This is a genomic window from Leifsonia xyli, assembly GCA_001647635.1.
GTDB classification, from domain to species: Bacteria; Actinomycetota; Actinomycetes; order Actinomycetales; family Microbacteriaceae; genus Leifsonia; species Leifsonia xyli_A.
In genome coordinates, this window is the sequence record CP014761.1 from 3452785 (window position 1) to 3470358 (window position 17574).

Genomic DNA, 17574 nt, shown 5'->3' on the forward strand with positions numbered 1-17574 from the left:
GTGACCCTCCTCCTCGCGCTCGCCCTGATCTCGGCCGTCATCACGTTCGGGATGTCGTTCGTCGTCTACAAGCTGGCGATGCGCTTCAAGCTCTACCCGAAGATCCGTGCACGGGATGTGCACACGCGTCCCACGCCCCGGCTCGGCGGCGTGGCGATGTTCCTCGGCATCCTCGTGGCGTTCGGCGTCTCGTGGCTGCTGTCGAGCCAGTTCGGCGTGCTGTCGCTGATCTTCTCGGATCAGGGGCCGATCCTCGCCATCCTGGGCGCCTCGCTGCTCATCGTGGTGCTCGGCGTCGCCGACGACCTCTGGGACCTCGACTGGATGACCAAGCTCGCCGGTCAGTTCGTGGCCGCAGGGCTCGTGGCCTGGCTGGGCGTGCAGATCTACTCGCTGCCGATCGGCGGCCTGACGGTGGGCTCGCCGGTGATGTCGATCATCATCACCCTCTTCGCGATCGTGCTGGTGATGAACGCCATCAACTTCATCGACGGGCTGGACGGCCTGGTCGCCGGGGTCGCGCTGATCGCCAACGGCACGTTCCTCGTCTACACGTACCTCCTGCAGCGCGAGATCAGCCCGCAGAACTACTTCAGCCTGGCCGGCGTGATCGCCGCGATCCTGGTCGGCGCTTGCGCCGGGTTCCTGCCGCTCAACTGGCACCCCGCGAAGATGTTCATGGGGGATGCGGGAGCGCTCCTCATCGGCCTGCTCATGGCGACCTCGGCCATCTCTGTCACCGGCACGATCAATCCGGAGGCGCTGCAGACGCTGGGCAAGTCGTCCCTGGTGCCCGCGTTCATCCCGGTCATCCTGCCCTTCGCCGTCCTGGTCGTGCCGCTGCTCGACTTCGGGCTCGCGGTCATCCGCCGCCTGCGGGCGGGCAAGTCGCCGTTCAGCGCCGACCGCAAGCATCTGCACCACCGCCTGCTCGACATGGGCCACACGCATCTGCACGCCGTGCTCATCTTCTACGCGTGGACCGCCGTGCTGTCGATCGGCTGCCTGCTGTTCTTCTTCGACCCGTACTGGATGGCGATCGTGTTCGTCGCCATCGGCCTGGTCGTCTGCACCGCTTTCACGCTCGCGCCGCTCAGCCGCCGCAAGGCCAACGAGGCCGTCGCCGAGCTCGCCCCCGCGGGCAGCGTCGAGGCCGCCGTGACGGCGCGCTTCGACCAGCTCGACGCCGCGAGCGAGCGCCCGGCCTCCGAATCCCTCAGCCCGACCCTCACAGAGGAGACCCGATGACCGACCACCCGGACGGCACCCCCGCCCCCCGGCCGGCCCAGCCCGCCGCCCAGCCCACCTCGACGCCGGTACTGCGCGACGTCCTCAAGTACGGGCTCATCCTCGCCGGCGCGATCGCCATCGTCGGGATGCTGCTCGGCGGTCTGTTCGCGGGCTGGATCGGCGTCACCAGCGCCCTGATCGGCACGGCGATGGCCGCGGTGTTCCTCTCGATCACCGCGCTGAGCATCCTGATCGCCAACCGGTTCATCGGCTCCGACCTCTTCGTGGGCCTGTTCTTCGGCATCGTGCTGGGCGGCTGGATCCTGAAGTTCGTGCTGTTCCTGGTGCTCGCGATCCTGCTGCGGGACCAGCCCTGGATCAACCCGGTCGTGCTGTTCCTGAGCCTCATCGCGGGCGTGATCGGATCGCTCGTGGTGGACATGATCGTGGTCTTCCGGTCGCGCGTCCCCTACGCCAGCGACGTCACCCTTCCGGGTGAGAAGCGCTGACCCGTTTCTGATTCGTTATGGACTGAAAACTCTTGTAGAGTTATCAGTGATCCCCCACCCGTTCGCGCGAAGAAACCCGTAGTGCGAGTAGTGCCGGGTTCCCCACCGTTCGTCGTCGCGAGAGCCATGAGCTCGACGCCCCGAAACAGGAGATAGCGCTGTTAGCTAACGCTGTGAACCTGCTGGTCCAGGCCGCAAGCTCCGATGATGGAAGCTTCCAGGGTCCCTCGATCAACGAGTTCTTCCCCCCGACCCTGTTCACCATCGGTGGCCTCGAGTTCAACCGCATCATCGTCGTGCGCCTCCTGGCGACGATCGCGCTCCTCCTGATCTTCTGGCTCGGCACGCGCCGCATGAAGCTCATCCCGGGCCGCTTCCAGTCGGTCGTCGAGATGGGCCTCGACTTCGTCCGCGTCAACATCGCGGAAGACCTGCTGGGCAAGAAGGACGGCCGCCGGTTCCTGCCGCTGCTGACCACGATCTTCTTCATGATCCTGTTCTTCAACCTGACAGGCATCATCCCGTTCCTCAACATCGCGGGAACCTCCGTGATCGCGGTCCCGCTGCTGCTGGCGATCGTCGCGTACATCGCGTTCATCTACGCGGGCATCAAGAAGAGCCCGAAGAACTTCTTCAAGAACTCGCTCTTCCCGCCCGGCGTGCCGTGGCCGCTGTACATCATCGTGACACCGATCGAGTTCGTCTCGACCTTCATCCTGCGTCCGATCACGCTGACCCTCCGACTGCTGATGAACATGGTCGTCGGGCACCTCCTGCTGGTGCTCTTCTTCACCGCGACGACGTTCTTCTTCTTCCAGGCCGGCGGCCTGTGGGCGCTGTTCGGCATCGGCACCTTCGCCTTCGGGTTCGTCTTCACGCTCTTCGAGATCCTGGTCGCAGTCCTGCAGGCCTACGTCTTCGCACTGCTCACCGCTGTCTACATCCAGCTGGCAGTCGCCGAGGAACACTAAGAACGATCCGCGCACCCGCACGGATCGCCATCACGGAAGGAAACACACAACGTGGACATCGCTGCAATCAACGGCAACATCGCCACCGTCGGTTACGGCCTCGCCGCCATCGGCCCGGCCATCGGCGTGGGCATCGTCGTCGGCAAGACCATCGAGGGCGTGGCCCGTCAGCCCGAGCTGGCCGGCCGTCTCCAGGTCCTGATGTACATCGGTATCGCGTTCACCGAGGCGCTCGCGTTCATCGGTATCGCGACCTACTTCATCTTCGTCTGAGTCCTCTTTTCTCACTCAGTAAAGGAGGAACCATGCTCAAAGGTGTGGTGATCGCCGCCGAGGAGGCGCAGCACAATCCACTCATCCCCGAGTGGCCCGACATCATCGGTGCGCTGATCTGCTTCATCATCATCCTGTTCTTCTTCTGGAAGCTCGTGCTTCCGCGCATGAAGAAGCTGCTGGATGAGCGCGCCGAAGCGATCGAGGGCAACATCGAGAAGGCCGACGAAGCACAGCGCAAGGCCGAGGCCCTGCTGGAGGAGTACACCGCCCAGCTCGCCGAGGCACGCGCTGAGGCCGGCAAGATTCGCGAGACTGCGCGCGCTGACGGTCAGAAGATCGTCGCCGAGGCCCGCGAGACCGCGACGGCCGAGGCCGCCCGCGTGACCGCACAGGCCCAGGCGCAGCTCGAGGCGGAGCGCCAGACGGCGCTCGTGCAGCTGCGCGGCGAGGTCGGCTCGCTCGCGATCGACCTCGCGTCGACCGTCGTGCGCGAGTCGCTCGACGAGGACAAGCGCGCTCAGGCGATCGTGGACCGCTTCCTGGCGGACCTCGAGGCCGACGAGCAGAAGGCAGGATCGGGCAACTGATGGGAAGCGCCACCAGAGAAGCATTGGCCCGGTCCGTGTCGGCTCTCGCCGACCTGGGATCCAAGGCCGATCTGGCGACGGCCGAGGACCTGTTCGCCGCAGGACGAGTCGTCGCCGACTCCGCCCAGCTCCGAGCGGTCCTCAGCGACCCCACGGCCGACGCGACGGGCAAGGCGGCGCTCGTGAAGCGCGTCTTCGCCTCGCTGTCGGAGCCGGCTGTCACGCTGCTCGGCGTCGTCGTCGCGCAGCGCTGGTCGTCGCACGACGACCTCCTCGCGGCCATCGAAGAGCTGGGGATCCGGGCGATCGCCGCCTCGGCGCCGCGGAACGTCGATGTCGTGGCGGAGCTGTTCACCTTCGGAGGCGCCGTGACCTCCGACGCGCAGCTCGAGCTCGCGCTCCGCAGCAAGCTGGCCGACAGCGACGCCAAGGTCGCCCTGGTCGAGCGTCTGCTGGGCGGACGGGCGTCGAAGGAGACCCTCGCCGTCGTGCGGCAGCTCGTCGAGCAGCCCCGCGGCCGCAGCATCCGGGAGTCGCTCCGTTCGGCCGCGCGCATCGTCGCGGCCCAGGAGGGGCTGACCATCGCGACGGTCTACGCCGCGTCCCCGCTTCCCGAGGCCCAGGCCGAGCGCCTGCGCTCGGTGCTCAGCGCCACCTATGGCGACCTGAAGATCAACCAGGTCGTCGACCCCTCGATCATCGGCGGATTGCGCGTACAGATCGGTGACGACGTCATCGACGGAAGCATCGCATCGCGTCTGGCCGAACTCCGGCTTCAGCTGGCGGGCTGACCGCCTCAAGATAGGAATCACAATGGCAGACATCCAGATCAGCCCCGACGAGATCCGCGACGCGCTCAAGGACTTCGTCAACAGCTACGAGCCCACCGGCGCCGAGGCGACCGAGATCGGCCACGTCCTGGACGCCTCCGACGGCATCGCGCACGTCGAGGGCCTCCCGAGCGTCATGGCGAACGAGCTCATCCGCTTCTCGGACGGCACGCTCGGCCTCGCGCAGAACCTCGATGAGAACGAGGTCGGCGTCGTCGTCCTCGGCGAGTTCGACGACATCGTCGAGGGCATGGAGGTGACCCGCACCGGCGAGGTCCTCTCCGTCCCGGTCGGCGACGGCTACCTCGGCCGCGTCGTGGACCCGCTGGGCAACCCGATCGACGGCCTCGGCGAGATCGCCAGCGAGGGCCGCCGCGAGCTCGAGCTCCAGGCCCCCGGCGTCATGCAGCGCAAGTCGGTGCACGAGCCGCTCCAGACCGGCATCAAGGCGATTGACGCCATGATCCCCGTCGGCCGCGGCCAGCGCCAGCTCATCATCGGCGACCGCCAGACCGGTAAGACGGCCATCGCGATCGACACGATCATCAACCAGAAGGCCAACTGGGAGTCGGGCGACGAGAACAAGCAGGTCCGCTGCATCTACGTCGCGATCGGCCAGAAGGGCTCGACCATCGCCTCGGTGAAGGGCGCGCTCGAGGACGCCGGCGCGATGGAGTACACCACCATCGTCGCCGCCCCGGCCTCCGACCCGGCCGGCTTCAAGTACCTCGCCCCCTACACCGGCTCCGCCATCGGCCAGCACTGGATGTACGGCGGCAAGCACGTCCTCATCGTCTTCGACGACCTGTCCAAGCAGGCCGAGGCGTACCGCGCCGTGTCGCTCCTCCTCCGCCGTCCGCCGGGACGCGAGGCCTACCCGGGCGACGTCTTCTACCTGCACTCCCGCCTGCTGGAGCGCTGCGCCAAGCTCTCCGACGAGCTGGGCGCCGGGTCGATGACCGGTCTGCCGATCATCGAGACCAAGGCGAACGACGTCTCCGCGTACATCCCGACCAACGTGATCTCGATCACCGACGGCCAGATCTTCCTCCAGTCCGACCTCTTCAACGCCAACCAGCGTCCCGCTGTCGACGTCGGCATCTCGGTCTCCCGAGTCGGCGGCGACGCGCAGGTGAAGTCGATCAAGAAGGTCTCCGGCACCCTCAAGCTCGAGCTCGCGCAGTACCGCTCCCTCGAGGCGTTCGCGATGTTCGCGTCCGACCTCGACGCGGCCAGCCGTCGTCAGCTCGCCCGTGGCGCGCGCCTCACCGAGCTGCTCAAGCAGCCGCAGTACTCGCCGTACCCGGTGGAGGAGCAGGTCGTCTCGATCTGGGCCGGCACCAACGGCAAGCTCGACGAGGTCGCGGTGGAGGACGTCCTGCGCTTCGAGTCGGAGCTCCTGGACCACCTGCGCCGCAACACCGACATCCTCACGACGCTGCGCGAGACCAACGTCCTCGACGACGACACGGTCGCGAAGCTCGACTCCGAGGTGGACGCGTTCAAGCTCGAGTTCCAGACCGGCGAGGGCAAGCCGCTGGCCTCGGTCGGACGCGAGGAGTTCGAGGCCATCGACGAGGGCGACGTCGACCAGGAGCGCATCGTCAAGGCCAAGCGCTGAGCGCGGCCGGACGATACTAGGTACTTAGGAGACACATGGGAGCACAGCTTCGGGTCTACCGGCAGAAGATCAGATCTGCCCAGACGACCAAGAAGATCACCCGTGCGATGGAGCTGATCTCCGCCTCCCGCATCCAGAAGGCTCAGGCCCGGGTGGCCGCCAGCTCGCCGTACGCCCGCGCGATCACGCGCGCGGTGTCGGCGGTGGCGACCTACTCGAACGTCGACCACGTGCTGACCACGGAACCTGAGAAGATCGAGCGCGCCGCGATCGTCATCTTCTCGTCGGACCGCGGTCTCGCCGGCGCGTTCAACTCGAACGTCCTCAAGGAGAGCGAGAAGCTCGCCGAGCTGCTGCGCAGCCAGGGCAAGGAGGTCGTGTACTTCCTCATCGGCCGCAAGGCGCAGGGCTACTTCAGCTTCCGTCGCCGCGCGTTCGAGCGGGTCTGGACCGGCAACACGGACGCCCCGGAGTTCGAGCAGGCGAAGGAGGTCGCCGACGCGATCCTCGAGTCGTTCCTGCGCGACGCCTCCGACGGCGGCGTGGACGAGATCCACATCATCTACAACCGCTTCGTCAGCATGCTGACGCAGGAGCCGCAGGTCGTCCGCCTGCTTCCCCTGGAGGTCGTGGAGGGTGTCGAGGAGCCCGACCGCACACAGGTCCTGCCGCTGTACGAGTTCGAGCCCGATGTGGGCACCGTCCTCGACTCGCTGCTGCCCGTCTACATCGAGAGCCGCATCTTCAACGCGATGCTGCAGTCCGCCGCCTCCAAGCACGCGGCGACGCAGAAGGCCATGAAGGCCGCGAGCGACAACGCCGACAAGCTCATCACCGACTACACGCGTCTCGCGAACAACGCCCGTCAGGCGGAGATCACCCAGCAGATCTCCGAGATCGTCGGCGGCGCGGACGCGCTGAGCTCGGCCAAGTAAAACGTCTACGAGAGAGATAGAAATCATGACTACCGCTACCGCCGAAGCCCAGGCTTCGACCGCGCAGCCGGGCGTCGGGCGCATCGCGCGCGTCACCGGCCCCGTGGTCGACATCGAGTTCCCGCACGATGCGATCCCGGGCATCTACAACGCTCTGAAGACCACGATCACGATCGGCGACCAGTCGAACGAGATCACCCTCGAGGTTGCTCAGCACCTCGGCGACGACCTGGTCCGCGCGATCGCGCTGAAGCCGACCGACGGCCTGGTCCGCGGCGGCGAGGTGCGCGACACCGGCGCCCCGATCAGCGTCCCGGTGGGAGACGTGACCAAGGGCAAGGTGTTCGACGTCACCGGCGAGATCCTGAACCTCGAGCCGGGCGAGAAGGTCGAGATCACCGAGCGCTGGCCGATCCACCGCCAGCCTCCGGCGTTCGACCAGCTCGAGTCCAAGACCCAGCTGTTCGAGACCGGCATCAAGGTCATCGACCTGCTCACCCCGTACGTGCAGGGTGGCAAGATCGGCCTCTTCGGCGGCGCGGGCGTCGGCAAGACGGTCCTCATCCAGGAGATGATCCAGCGCGTGGCGCAGGACCACGGTGGTGTGTCGGTGTTCGCCGGTGTGGGCGAGCGCACCCGTGAGGGCAACGACCTCATCCACGAGATGGAGGAGGCGGGCGTCTTCGACAAGACCGCTCTCGTCTTCGGCCAGATGGACGAGCCGCCGGGGACGCGTCTGCGCGTCGCGCTGTCCGCTCTGACGATGGCGGAGTACTTCCGCGACGTGCAGAACCAGGACGTGCTGCTCTTCATCGACAACATCTTCCGGTTCACCCAGGCGGGTTCCGAGGTGTCGACCCTGCTCGGCCGGATGCCATCCGCGGTGGGCTACCAGCCGAACCTCGCCGACGAGATGGGCCAGCTCCAGGAGCGCATCACCTCGACGCGCGGTCACTCGATCACCTCGCTGCAGGCGATCTACGTGCCGGCCGACGACTACACCGACCCGGCGCCGGCAACCACGTTCGCGCACCTCGACGCCACGACCGAGCTCTCCCGTGAGATCGCGTCGAAGGGCCTGTACCCGGCCGTCGACCCGTTGACCTCGACCTCGCGCATCCTCGACCCCCGTTACCTGGGCGAGGACCACTACCGCGTGGCCACCACGGTCAAGCAGATCCTCCAGAAGAACAAGGAGCTGCAGGAGATCATCGCAATCCTCGGTGTCGACGAGCTCTCCGAAGAGGACAAGATCACGGTGTCGCGTGCGCGCCGCATCCAGCAGTTCCTCTCGCAGAACACCTACATGGCGAAGAAGTTCACCGGCGTGGAGGGCTCGACCGTCCCGCTGAAGGACACCATCGAGTCGTTCGACGCGATCGCCAAGGGCGAGTTCGACCACGTCGCCGAGCAGGCCTTCTTCAACGTCGGTGCGATCTCCGACGTCGAGGAGAAGTGGGCGCAGATCCAGAAGGAGAACGGCTGATCATGGCTGTCCTCAACGTGAGCGTCGTCGCCGCCGACCACGAGGTGTGGTCGGGCGAGGCGAGCATGGTCGTCGCACGGACCGTGGAGGGGCAGATCGGTATCCTGCCCGGCCACGAGCCGCTGCTCGCCATCCTCGCCGAGGGCGAGGTGCGCGTCACCCTGAACGGGGGAGAGTCGGTCACGGCGAACGCCGATGACGGCTTCCTCTCCGTCGAGAACAACACGGTCACGATCGTGGCCCGTCAGGCCGAGCTGGTCTGACATGGCTGAACCGGGAGCCCCGCTGGAGCGCCAGTTCGGAGACGTCCGCGTCCCGATGCTGGTGGCGATGGCGGGGCTTCCCGGTTCCGGCAAGTCCACCATCGCGGAGATCCTGGCCGGCCGCCTCGGCGCCACGGTGATCTCGGTGGACCCGATCGAGGCCTCGATCCTCCGCGCGGGGATCGAGTCGGACCAGCCGACCGGGCTCGCTGCCTATCTCGTCGCCGAGACGATGGCGGAGCAGGTGCTGCTCTCCGGCCACTCGGTCGTCGTGGACGCCGTCAACGCGGTGGAGCCGGCGCGCTTGCAGTGGCGCGACCTGGCGGAGCGGTGCGATGTGAAGCTCCGGGTCGTCGAGACGGTGTGCTCCGACCCCGAGCTGCACGAGGAGCGGTTGTCCAAGCGCTCGCCATTGGTCGCGGCGTACGCCGTCGAGCAGAGCACCGACGAGTACGACGAGTGGAGGGGCGCCTGCGGCTCCCTCCCGCGCGTCACCCTCGACACTTCCCTCCCGCTGGGCGAGAACGTGGAAGCCGCCCTGGACTTCGTGGCTGGCTGAGGTGCTGATCCTGCTTCCGCCCTCGGAGACCAAGAGGGACGGGGGAGCGGGGTCGCCGCTCGCCCTCGAGCGCCTGCGCTTCCCTGTGCTGAACCCGGTCCGCCGTGATGTGCTGGACGCGCTGGCGGAGCTGTCAGCGGACCACGACGCGTCGGTGAAAGCCCTCAAACTCGGCCCCAAGCAGGCCGGCGAGGTGGAGCGGAACCGGGCCGTCCCGAGCGCGCCGACATTGCGCGCGCTCGAGCGGTATACCGGCGTGCTCTACGACGCGCTGGATGCAGGCTCGCTGAGCGACGCCGAGTGGGAGGTCGCGGCGGAGTCGGTGGCGGTGCAGTCGGCGCTGCTCGGTCTCGTGGGGGCCGCGGATCCCATCCCGGCGTACCGGCTGTCGTTCGACTCGCGACTCGGGACGAAGCGCGGCGCGGCCTCGCTGAAGAAGCGCTGGGCCGCCGCCGGTGCCGCTGCACTGGCCGAGCGCGACGGCCTCCTGCTCGATCTGCGGTCGGAGGGGTATGCGGCGCTGGCGCCGCTGCCGGAGCGCGACGGCGCCCACTACGTCCGCGTGCTGGCTCGCGGGGACGACGGCCAGGTGCGCGCGCTGAACCACTTCAACAAGCAGGCCAAGGGGCTGCTGACCCGGGCCCTCATCGAGGCGGGAGCGGGTTTCGGCTCCACCGGCGAGCTGCTCGACTGGGCCGCGGCGGAGGGTTACGAACTGCGGCTCGCGGACGACGGATCCGGCGATCTGCTGCTTGTCGTGCCCGAGGTGAGGGGCGTTCCCGGGCGTCTCATGGCGGCCCTCCGAGCCTGATCGGAAACCCTGCGACTCACCTCGAATTCACAGTGGTGCAGTACTGAAAAGTGAGATAAGCTCACGACCAAGAGAGAGGATCACTGATCCGAGGCGTAGGCGCGCACGTGTGCAGACCTTACGACCTCAACAAGTCGGGCCGATGTGCGGAGGCCGACGCGTCATCCCCATGCGTCGTTTTCCTGTCGGAGTGTGAGGCACCAAGAATCCGCCTGCGGTCGGGCACGAGCGGTATCGCCCTCACCAGCGAGAATCCGGCGGTGGAGTCCTCCGCCGTCGGCCCGACTCTCTCGGTTACTCGCTCGCGCGGAAGCACCCTTCGAAGTGGTCGTCGACCATCCCAGTGGACTGCATGAGCGCATACATGGTGGTCGGTCCGACGAAGCGGAAGCCCCGCCGCCGGAGCTCCTTGCTCATCGCCGTGGACTCCGGCGTGACCGCGGGGATCTCGCCCCACGACGTCGGCCGCCGACCCTCACGCGGCTCGGGCGCGAAGGACCACATCAGCTCCTCCAGCGGAAGATCGAGCGCGAGCACCGCCCGGGCATTGGCGATGGTCGCCTCGATCTTGCCCCGGTGCCGGATGATGCGCGCATCCTGCAGCAGCCGCTCGACGTCGGACTCGCTCATGGCGGCGACCCTCTCGGGCTCGAAGTTCAGGAAGTCCTCGCGGAACGCCGGACGCCGGCGCAGAATGGTGATCCACGAGAGACCGGCCTGGAACCCCTCGAGGCACAGCTTCTCGTAGAGGGCGCGCGGATCGTGCTGCGGGCGCCCCCACTCCTCGTCGTGGTAACGCTGGTACTCCGGGTCGCTCGCCGCCCAGGAGCAGCGCGCGAGACCGTCGTCACCGACCACGACGGCGGCGCGCTGCGGCGCCTCCGTGGCCGTGGCGGCAGTGGCAGGGGCGGCGGGGGAGGCGGCTTCGTCGGTCGATGCGCTCATGCGGCCAGCAGGATCCCCTCGTGCTCGAGCAGCCAGAGCTTGGTGGGGATGCCGTCGCCTCCGCTGTAACCGGTGACGCGCCCGCTCGAGGACAGCACGCGGTGGCAGCCGACGATGATCGGCACCGGGTTGGCGCCGACCGCGCCTCCGATGGCCCGGCCGTAGCCGGCATGGCCGAGCGACGCGCCCAGTTCGCCGTACGAGACGAAGGTGCCGAACTCGAGCGCGGCGAGCTGCTCCCACACCGCCTGGCGGAACGGCGTCCCCTGCAGTCGCACGGGTACGTCGAAGCTGCGGCGCGAGCCGTCGAAGTACTCGGCCAGCTGCGCCGCCGCGTCGTCGAGCACGGCCGTGCTGCGTTCGGGGTGCTCCTCGAGCGGCAACCGGCCGGCGCGCTCGATGGAGAGCGACGTCACGGCGGTGCCGTCGCTGGTGAGTTCGAGCCTCCCGATGGGGCTCGGCGTGCGAAGGAGGTAGGCGAAGGAACTGCTCATGGGTCGACTCTAGAGCGCACCGCCGACGCGCACTCGCGAGAATCGGACATGGGGGATAACTCGCGAACATCGCTCCCTGTGGACAGTTTCCGCCCGCCGATCCGGTGTCCGTCGCGTGCCTAGACTCGGAGCATGGCGAACATCGAATACCGCACCCTCGGCCGCTCAGGACTCGTCGTCTCGACCATCGGGCTCGGCTGCAACAACTTCGGCCGCAAAGACACCCTGACCGAGACGCAGGAGGGCACGGACGCGGTCATCGGCGCCGCGATCGACGCCGGCGTGACGCTGTTCGACACCGCCGACATCTACGGCGCCAGGCGGGGCCTCTCGGAGACGCTGATGGGCAACGCGCTTCAGGGCAAGCGCGACCGCATCGTCCTGGCGACCAAGTTCGGCATGGACATGGCCGGCGTCAACGGCCCCGACTGGGACGCCCGCGCCTCCCGCCGCTACATCCGCCTGGCGGTCGAGAGCTCGCTCCGCCGGTTGCAGACGGACTGGATCGACCTCTACCAGCTGCACCGGCCGGACGGCATCACGCCGATCGAGGAGACGCTGGCGACGCTGGACGACCTCATCCGCGAGGGCAAGATCCGCTACATCGGCCACTCCAACCTCGCCGGCTGGGAGATCGCGGAGGCGGAGTTCACCGCCGAGCTGAACCGCCACCCGAAGTTCGTCTCGGCCCAGAACGAGTACAGCCTGCTCGCGCGCGATGCGGAGCGCGAAGTGCTGCCTGCGGTGAACCGCTACGGTCTCGGCTTCCTGCCGTACTTCCCGCTCTACAACGGGCTCTTCACGGGCAAGTTCACGCGCGAGGGCGGCCCGGCCGACAGCCGCATCATGAACCTGCGCAAGCACCTGCTCGACAACGCGCCGTGGGACCGCATGGACCGCTTCCAGGCCTTCTGCGACGAGCGCGGCGTGACGATGCTCGAGGCGACGTTCGCCTGGCTGCTGGCGCAGCCGGGGCTGACCAGCGTGATCGCCGGCGCGACCAAGCCGGAGCAGATCGTGGCGAACGCCGAGGCGGCGACCGCGTGGACCCCGTCGCCGGAGGACGTCGCCGCGATCTCGCAGATCTTCGCCGTCGACTGAGCGCGGAGAGGCTCGCCGATCACGGCTCCTTCAGCCGCGAGGCGAAGGCGCGGACGCACCAGAAGAGCCCGTAGGCGATCAGCCCGAGGGCGATGAGGATGAGCAGGAAGACGCCGAACGGCACCTTCGTCAGCGCCTTGAGGCTCCCGTCGAGGCCGCTGGCCTTGCTCGGGTCGGAGGTGACGGCGCCGAAGACGACGAGGCCGCCGACGATGATGAGGGCGATGCCCTTGGCGACGTAGCCGACACGGCCCAGTGTCGTGGTGATGTAGGCCCATCGGTTCGGCGGGAGGCGCAGGTCCCGCTCGAAGCGGTGAGTCACGCCGTTCACGATGAACACCGCTCCGACGACGGCGATGACCACGCCGATCGCCGCGAGCAGGAAGACGCCGCCCGGCATGGCCAGCAGCTTGGCGGAGGTCGACTTCTCGGAGGAGGACGAGTTGCTCCGTCCGCCGAGGGCGATCGAGACCGTGATCACGGCGAGGGCCGCGTAGACGACGCACTTCACGACTTCGGTGAGCCTCTGGCCGGCCCCGTGGGCGGTGATGGCCTGCAGGATCTGCCACAGCGACAGGAAGATCAGCCCGACGACCACCGCCCAGAGGACGAAGAGACCGCCGGGAACGGCCGCCACGGCCTGGAGCGCACCCGACTGGTCGGCATTGCCGCCAGAGCCGAACGCGACCGCCAGCGCGATGATCCCGATCAGGATGTGCAGGATGCCGATGGCGAAGAGCCCCACGCGCGCCAGCACGCGCACGGCGGGCTGACGCTCGACGCGGGCGGCCGCTCGGGTAGGGGACGTCATGGTGTGCACGGTACCCGGCTCACACGGCTTCCGGAATCTCGGGTACCCTGGAGGACTGAGTCCGCCGCGCCATCGCGCGGCGGCGAGATCTGAATAGAGGAGGCCGGCATGGACATCGACCTCAGCGTCTTGCGTCTCATGGAGCGCGAGAAGGAGATCCCGTTCGACGAGCTGGTGCAGATCATCGAACAGGCCATCCTGACCGCCTATCTGAAGCACACCAACCAGGCCGACCACCGGCACGGTCACAGCGACCAGCCGCCGGCCGCGCGCGTGCACCTCGACCGCAAGACCGGGCATGTCACCGTCTACGTGCCCGAGCGCGACGAGGAGGGCAACGTCATCGGCGAGGCCGAGGACAGCCCGAGCGACTTCGGCCGCATCGCCGCCTTCGCGGCCAAGCAGGTCATCAACCAGCGTCTGCGTGACATCGCCGACGACGCGGTGCTGGGCGAGTTCCGGGGCCGCGAGGGGGACATCGTCGCCGGTGTCATCCAGCAGGGCCCGAACCCGCGGATGATCCACATCGACCTCGGCACGGTGGAGGCCATCCTCCCGCCCGAGGAGCAGGTGCCGGGCGAGGAGTACACGCACGGCTCGCGCATCCGCGTCTACGTCACGAGCGTGACGAAGGGACCGAAGGGCCCGTCGATCACGGTGTCGCGCACGCATCCGGCGCTCGTCCGCAAGCTGTTCGCGCTCGAGGTCCCGGAGATCGCGAGCGGCGTTGTCGAGATCGTCTCGCTGGCCCGCGAGGCCGGACACCGTACGAAGATCGCCGTGCGCGCGACCGAGCCGGGCGTGAACGCCAAGGGCGCCTGCATCGGCGAGCTCGGGCAGCGCGTCCGGGCGGTCACAGCGGAGCTGAACAACGAGAAGATCGACATCGTCGACTACTCGCCCGACCTCGCGACCTTCGTGTCGAGTGCGCTGAGCCCGGCAAAGGTCACCAGCGCTTTCGTGATCGACGAGTCGCTGAAGGCCGTTCGGGCGCTCGTGCCCGACTACCAGCTGTCGCTCGCGATCGGCAAGGAGGGCCAGAACGCCCGCCTCGCCGCGAAGCTGACGGGCGCGAAAATCGACATCCAGCCCGATTCGATCCTCGACCGCGACTGATCGATGTCGATCTTCGCGCCGTGCCGACGCGGCGGAGCCGTGGCGCCACGGTTGCCGCAGGCACCCAAGCACAGCATCCAGCCCGATTCGATCCTCGACCGCGACTGATCCGCTGCGGCTGACGCGCGGCGCCGCGCCGGCGGCCTACTTCACGTAGGCCGCCAGCGCCGTCTGCACGCCGTCGCCGATCACGTTCTCGCCTCCCACGAGGGCGATGTGTCCCGGTCCGATCCGGTTCAGCTGCGCCCCGACGCTGGGCGGCACGGAACCGGCGAGCGTCAGGAGGAGCGGCGCTCCGCTCTTCCCGGCGGCGGCCGACGCCGACAGCGCGTCGGGGAAGTCGACCCCCGAGGACACGAACGCCGACGACGTGCCCGCGGCGAAGGCGGCAGCGGCGGCGGCGCTGGTCTCGAACCGGTCGGAGCCGCTCACCCGGGTGACCGATCCTGTCGTGTACGCCTTGAGACCGGCTAGCACCGCATCCGACACCGCCGCCGGGCCTCCGACGACCACGATCGACTTCGGCGCGAGCCGTTTCAGCTCCGTGGCGATGGGCGTCGGAACCCACGACTGGGTGGTCAGCAGCAGCGACGCCCCCGGCGTGCGGGCGGCCAGGGCTCCTGCCGACAGCGCATCCGGGAACGACTCGCCCGACACCAGGTAGGCGACATCCGCACCGACGGTGGCGGTGGCCCGCGAGAGGGCCGCGCTGGTCTCGTACCGGTCGCCTCCCGAGACCCGCGTGACCGTTCCGGTCGTGAAGCCCTTCAGCTGCGTGACCACGCTCTCGGCGACGCTGTTCGCCCCGCCGAGCACCACGATCTTGCCGGGATGGAGGCGCTGCAGCTCCGTCTGCACGGCCGCAGGGATCGCAGTCGGCTGCACGAGCAGCATGGGTCCGCCTGCACGCGCGGCCGCCGCCGAGCCGGACAGCGCATCCGGGAACTGCAGCCCCGAAGCGATGTAGGCGACCGGCGCGTTCGCCGGGAAGGAGGCCGCCGACACTGCGGCACTGGTGGCGAACCGGTCGTCGCCGGCCACTCGTCCGACCTTCTGCGCGCTGGCCGGGAGTGAGTAGGCGCGCAGCTTGCCGCCGCCGTCGGTGAAGTACAGCGCGCCGTTGACGACGATCGGGCTCTGCCAGTGCAGCCCGCTCGCCCCGGCCGACGCGTCCGTCCACAGCTGCGCGCCGGTCGCCGGGTTCAGCGCCCGGACGCCGTTGCGCGACAGGTAGAACAGCACTCCGCCCGCGATCACCGGCGTCGTTCCCGCGACGGTCTGCGACCAGACCGGCGTGAGCGAGGGGTTCCCGGCGCTCGCGGTCAGCTTCAGCGCCGAGATGCCGCTGTTGTTGGCGATGAAGACCCACGAGGCGCCCGAACCGTCCACCCAGTCGGCCGGCTGGGTGAGCACCTGGCCTCCTTGCGGGACGGCGATGTTCTGCAACTCGCCGCCAACGGGGCCGGCGTGACCCGAGCCGTTCAGGTTCGCGGTGTTCAGCAGGCGGATGCGGGAATCCTTGCCGCTCTGCACGGCGAGGTGGGTGTAGTTCGAGCCGGCCGGCGGCGCAACGACCTGCGGCGCGGTGCTGCCGAGGTCGAGGTCCTGCTGGTTCAGCTGCGTGTAGTTCGACGGGGTGTAGCTGTCGACCGGGCCGCCGCCCGATCCGGTGCCGTCGGGGTTGATGGCGAGCACCGTGTCGCCCCAGTTCCGGGAGCCGTCGAACACCGAGTTGCCGGTGGAGAACAGGATCCGCTGCGTGCCGGGATCCCACACCACGCTCGGGCGCGCCCACACCGCCGACTGCACGTTCGCGCATCCGCCCGCGGCGAGGTGGCCGGTGTTGTCGCTGCAGAGGGAGTTGAAGACCCGCTGGGACCCGCTGGCCAGGTCGATGGTGGTGACGTGGCCCTGGTAGTCGCCCCGGTCGCCGGGATAGCCGCCGTTGGAGACGTACAGATAGGTGTGGCCGCCGGTGGTCACGATCGTCAGCGCCGGCGAGCTCTTCTCGTCGTACGGCTTGACGGTCGCCACCTGCGGCCAGCCGCCGCCGATGGTCTCCGCGCCCGAGCCCGTCGCGTACTTGTGCACCTTGCCGTCGAGTCCGTAGCTGTACACGAAGGCGCCGCTCGGGTCGACGGCGGGGGAGGAGGTGGTGTAGCAGGTGGTCGAGCCGTTGTTGATCTTGCACGATCCCGGACCGTTCTGATGCGCCCACACCTCCGCGCCGGTGCGGGCGTCGGTGGCGGTGATCCAGCCGTCCTTCGTGGTCGTGAAGAGCAGGTCGCGCGTCCCTCCCGCCGTCTGGACGACCGGCTGTTCGACGGGCGGGCCGTCCGACACGCCGCGGAGCGTCGCCGTGAACAGCGGCGTCAGGCCGCCGACGGTCGACGGAATGATCTGCGTCTCCGCGGCGTTGACACCGTAGTGCGAGGGCCCGTTCCCGAACTGGCTCCACGCGACGGGCGCCGCCTCGGCTGGTGCGACCGCCGGCTGCACGACCGCGAGAGCGGTGGCGGCCAGCGCCGCGGCCAGGGTGAGGTGGAGCAGGCGTCGTCCTGCGGGATGCGCGTCGTCGCGATGAGTGGTCATGGTCCCTCCCTGTGCGAGTCTCCCCCGAGAGGGGGACACCTGCCAGTCCTCCACACGGCGGACAGGGCGGGGGACGACTAGCCTGGAACGGGCGGCCGGCGCCGCCAGGTTCGGCGCAGCGCGCCGGGAGGAGTAAGATGGAACCCGTCAGAACGTGCGTCGGATGCCGTTCTCGCGCTCCCCGATCCTCTCTTCTGAGGGTCGTCGTCCAGGAATCGGAACTCGTGGCGGACCCGTCCGCCACCCGGCCGGGGCGGGGCGCGTGGCTTCATCCGACAGCCGAGTGCTTCGACCTCGCGGTCAAGCGCCGGGCCTTCGGCCGGGCGCTCCGCGTAGAAGGAGCCCTCGACACCGCGGCCATCCGGTCGCAATTCATTAGAACAGGCTGAAGAAGTTGACTTCACATGAGTGACAACCGATGAGCGGCTCGAAATGAG

Annotated in this window: 18 protein-coding genes; 14 read left to right on the forward strand and 4 right to left on the reverse strand. The window is 68.5% G+C overall.

The window, feature by feature from the left end; all coding sequences use genetic code 11:
• From A0130_16910 to A0130_16965, 12 genes are all read left to right on the forward strand, one after another.
• Nucleotides 1-1248 carry an undecaprenyl-phosphate alpha-N-acetylglucosaminyl 1-phosphate transferase gene (locus tag A0130_16910; GenBank protein ID ANF33116.1) on the forward strand — a complete coding sequence of 416 codons (1248 nt, stop codon included), beginning with the start codon at nt 1-3 and terminating at the stop codon, nt 1246-1248.
• Nucleotides 1245-1739 (forward strand): hypothetical protein, encoded by a 495-nt coding sequence (locus A0130_16915; protein ID ANF33117.1) that lies wholly within the window; start codon nt 1245-1247, stop codon nt 1737-1739. Before A0130_16910 ends, A0130_16915 begins: the two co-directional genes overlap by 4 nt.
• 173 nt (nt 1740-1912) lie before the next feature.
• Nucleotides 1913-2710, forward strand: coding sequence for a F0F1 ATP synthase subunit A (locus A0130_16920; GenBank protein ID ANF33118.1), 798 nt, complete (start codon nt 1913-1915; stop codon nt 2708-2710).
• 51 nt (nt 2711-2761) lie between these two features.
• Complete coding sequence (locus tag A0130_16925; protein ANF33119.1) at nt 2762-2983, forward strand: ATP F0F1 synthase subunit C; 222 nt, start codon at nt 2762-2764, stop codon at nt 2981-2983.
• Nucleotides 2984-3015: 32 nt separating this feature from the next.
• Nucleotides 3016-3573, forward strand: coding sequence for a F0F1 ATP synthase subunit B (locus A0130_16930; GenBank protein ID ANF33120.1), 558 nt, complete (start codon nt 3016-3018; stop codon nt 3571-3573).
• Nucleotides 3573-4364 (forward strand): ATP synthase F0F1 subunit delta, encoded by a 792-nt coding sequence (locus tag A0130_16935; protein ANF33121.1) that lies wholly within the window; start codon nt 3573-3575, stop codon nt 4362-4364. Before A0130_16930 ends, A0130_16935 begins: the two co-directional genes overlap by 1 nt.
• 22 nt (nt 4365-4386) lie before the next feature.
• Entirely contained in the window at nt 4387-6024 is a 1638-nt protein-coding gene (locus A0130_16940) for an ATP synthase subunit alpha (GenBank protein ID ANF33122.1), read from the forward strand.
• A 35-nt stretch (nt 6025-6059) separates the two neighbouring features.
• Nucleotides 6060-6959: a F0F1 ATP synthase subunit gamma gene (locus A0130_16945; protein ID ANF33123.1), complete on the forward strand. Its 900-nt coding sequence runs from the start codon at nt 6060-6062 to the stop codon at nt 6957-6959.
• A gap of 25 nt (nt 6960-6984) precedes the next feature.
• Nucleotides 6985-8445, forward strand: a complete 1461-nt coding sequence (locus tag A0130_16950; GenBank protein ID ANF33124.1) for an ATP synthase subunit beta — start codon at nt 6985-6987, stop codon at nt 8443-8445.
• 2 nt (nt 8446-8447) lie between these two features.
• Entirely contained in the window at nt 8448-8708 is a 261-nt protein-coding gene (locus A0130_16955; protein ID ANF33125.1) for an ATP synthase F0F1 subunit epsilon, read from the forward strand.
• Between the two features lie 55 nt (nt 8709-8763).
• Entirely contained in the window at nt 8764-9267 is a 504-nt protein-coding gene (locus A0130_16960) for a hypothetical protein (GenBank protein ANF33510.1), read from the forward strand.
• Nucleotide 9268: 1 nt separating this feature from the next.
• Nucleotides 9269-10078 carry a hypothetical protein gene (locus A0130_16965; protein ANF33126.1) on the forward strand — a complete coding sequence of 270 codons (810 nt, stop codon included), beginning with the start codon at nt 9269-9271 and terminating at the stop codon, nt 10076-10078.
• 294 nt (nt 10079-10372) lie between these two features.
• Here the strand turns inward: A0130_16965 and A0130_16970 are convergent, their stop codons facing one another.
• Together A0130_16970 and A0130_16975 are read right to left on the reverse strand one after the other, a co-directional pair.
• Entirely contained in the window at nt 10373-10936 is a 564-nt protein-coding gene (locus A0130_16970) for a 3-methyladenine DNA glycosylase (protein ID ANF33511.1), read from the reverse strand.
• Nucleotides 10937-11019: 83 nt separating this feature from the next.
• On the reverse strand, nt 11020-11517 hold the full coding sequence (locus A0130_16975; protein ID ANF33127.1) for a cysteine methyltransferase: 498 nt from the start codon (nt 11515-11517) through the stop codon (nt 11020-11022).
• A gap of 132 nt (nt 11518-11649) precedes the next feature.
• Between A0130_16975 and A0130_16980 the strand changes: the two genes are divergently transcribed.
• Complete coding sequence (locus A0130_16980; GenBank protein ID ANF33128.1) at nt 11650-12618, forward strand: aldo/keto reductase; 969 nt, start codon at nt 11650-11652, stop codon at nt 12616-12618.
• Between the two features lie 19 nt (nt 12619-12637).
• Here the strand turns inward: A0130_16980 and A0130_16985 are convergent, their stop codons facing one another.
• Entirely contained in the window at nt 12638-13429 is a 792-nt protein-coding gene (locus tag A0130_16985; protein ANF33129.1) for a hypothetical protein, read from the reverse strand.
• Nucleotides 13430-13537: 108 nt separating this feature from the next.
• Here A0130_16985 and A0130_16990 point away from each other — a divergent pair, with 108 nt between their 5' ends.
• Nucleotides 13538-14545 (forward strand): transcription elongation factor NusA, encoded by a 1008-nt coding sequence (locus A0130_16990; GenBank protein ID ANF33130.1) that lies wholly within the window; start codon nt 13538-13540, stop codon nt 14543-14545.
• 144 nt (nt 14546-14689) lie between these two features.
• On the opposite strand, the gene A0130_16995 is transcribed toward A0130_16990, so the two are convergent.
• Entirely contained in the window at nt 14690-17137 is a 2448-nt protein-coding gene (locus A0130_16995; protein ANF33131.1) for a hypothetical protein, read from the reverse strand.
• Nucleotides 17138-17574: the final 437 nt, after the last annotated feature.

Bases quoted from the DNA above. Each gene is read 5' to 3' on its own strand.
- A0130_16950 (ANF33124.1), top strand. From the start codon at position 6,985: ATGACTACCGCTACCGCCGAAGCCCAGGCTTCGACCGCGCAGCCGGGC.
- A0130_16995 (ANF33131.1), bottom strand. From the start codon at position 17,137: ATGACCACTCATCGCGACGACGCGCATCCCGCAGGACGACGCCTGCTC.
- A0130_16940 (ANF33122.1), top strand. From the start codon at position 4,387: ATGGCAGACATCCAGATCAGCCCCGACGAGATCCGCGACGCGCTCAAG.
- A0130_16975 (ANF33127.1), bottom strand. From the start codon at position 11,517: ATGAGCAGTTCCTTCGCCTACCTCCTTCGCACGCCGAGCCCCATCGGG.
- A0130_16980 (ANF33128.1), top strand. From the start codon at position 11,650: ATGGCGAACATCGAATACCGCACCCTCGGCCGCTCAGGACTCGTCGTC.
- A0130_16930 (ANF33120.1), top strand. From the start codon at position 3,016: ATGCTCAAAGGTGTGGTGATCGCCGCCGAGGAGGCGCAGCACAATCCA.
- A0130_16935 (ANF33121.1), top strand. From the start codon at position 3,573: ATGGGAAGCGCCACCAGAGAAGCATTGGCCCGGTCCGTGTCGGCTCTC.
- A0130_16945 (ANF33123.1), top strand. From the start codon at position 6,060: ATGGGAGCACAGCTTCGGGTCTACCGGCAGAAGATCAGATCTGCCCAG.
- A0130_16915 (ANF33117.1), top strand. From the start codon at position 1,245: ATGACCGACCACCCGGACGGCACCCCCGCCCCCCGGCCGGCCCAGCCC.
- A0130_16990 (ANF33130.1), top strand. From the start codon at position 13,538: ATGGACATCGACCTCAGCGTCTTGCGTCTCATGGAGCGCGAGAAGGAG.
- A0130_16960 (ANF33510.1), top strand. From the start codon at position 8,764: ATGCTGGTGGCGATGGCGGGGCTTCCCGGTTCCGGCAAGTCCACCATC.
- A0130_16955 (ANF33125.1), top strand. From the start codon at position 8,448: ATGGCTGTCCTCAACGTGAGCGTCGTCGCCGCCGACCACGAGGTGTGG.
- A0130_16985 (ANF33129.1), bottom strand. From the start codon at position 13,429: ATGACGTCCCCTACCCGAGCGGCCGCCCGCGTCGAGCGTCAGCCCGCC.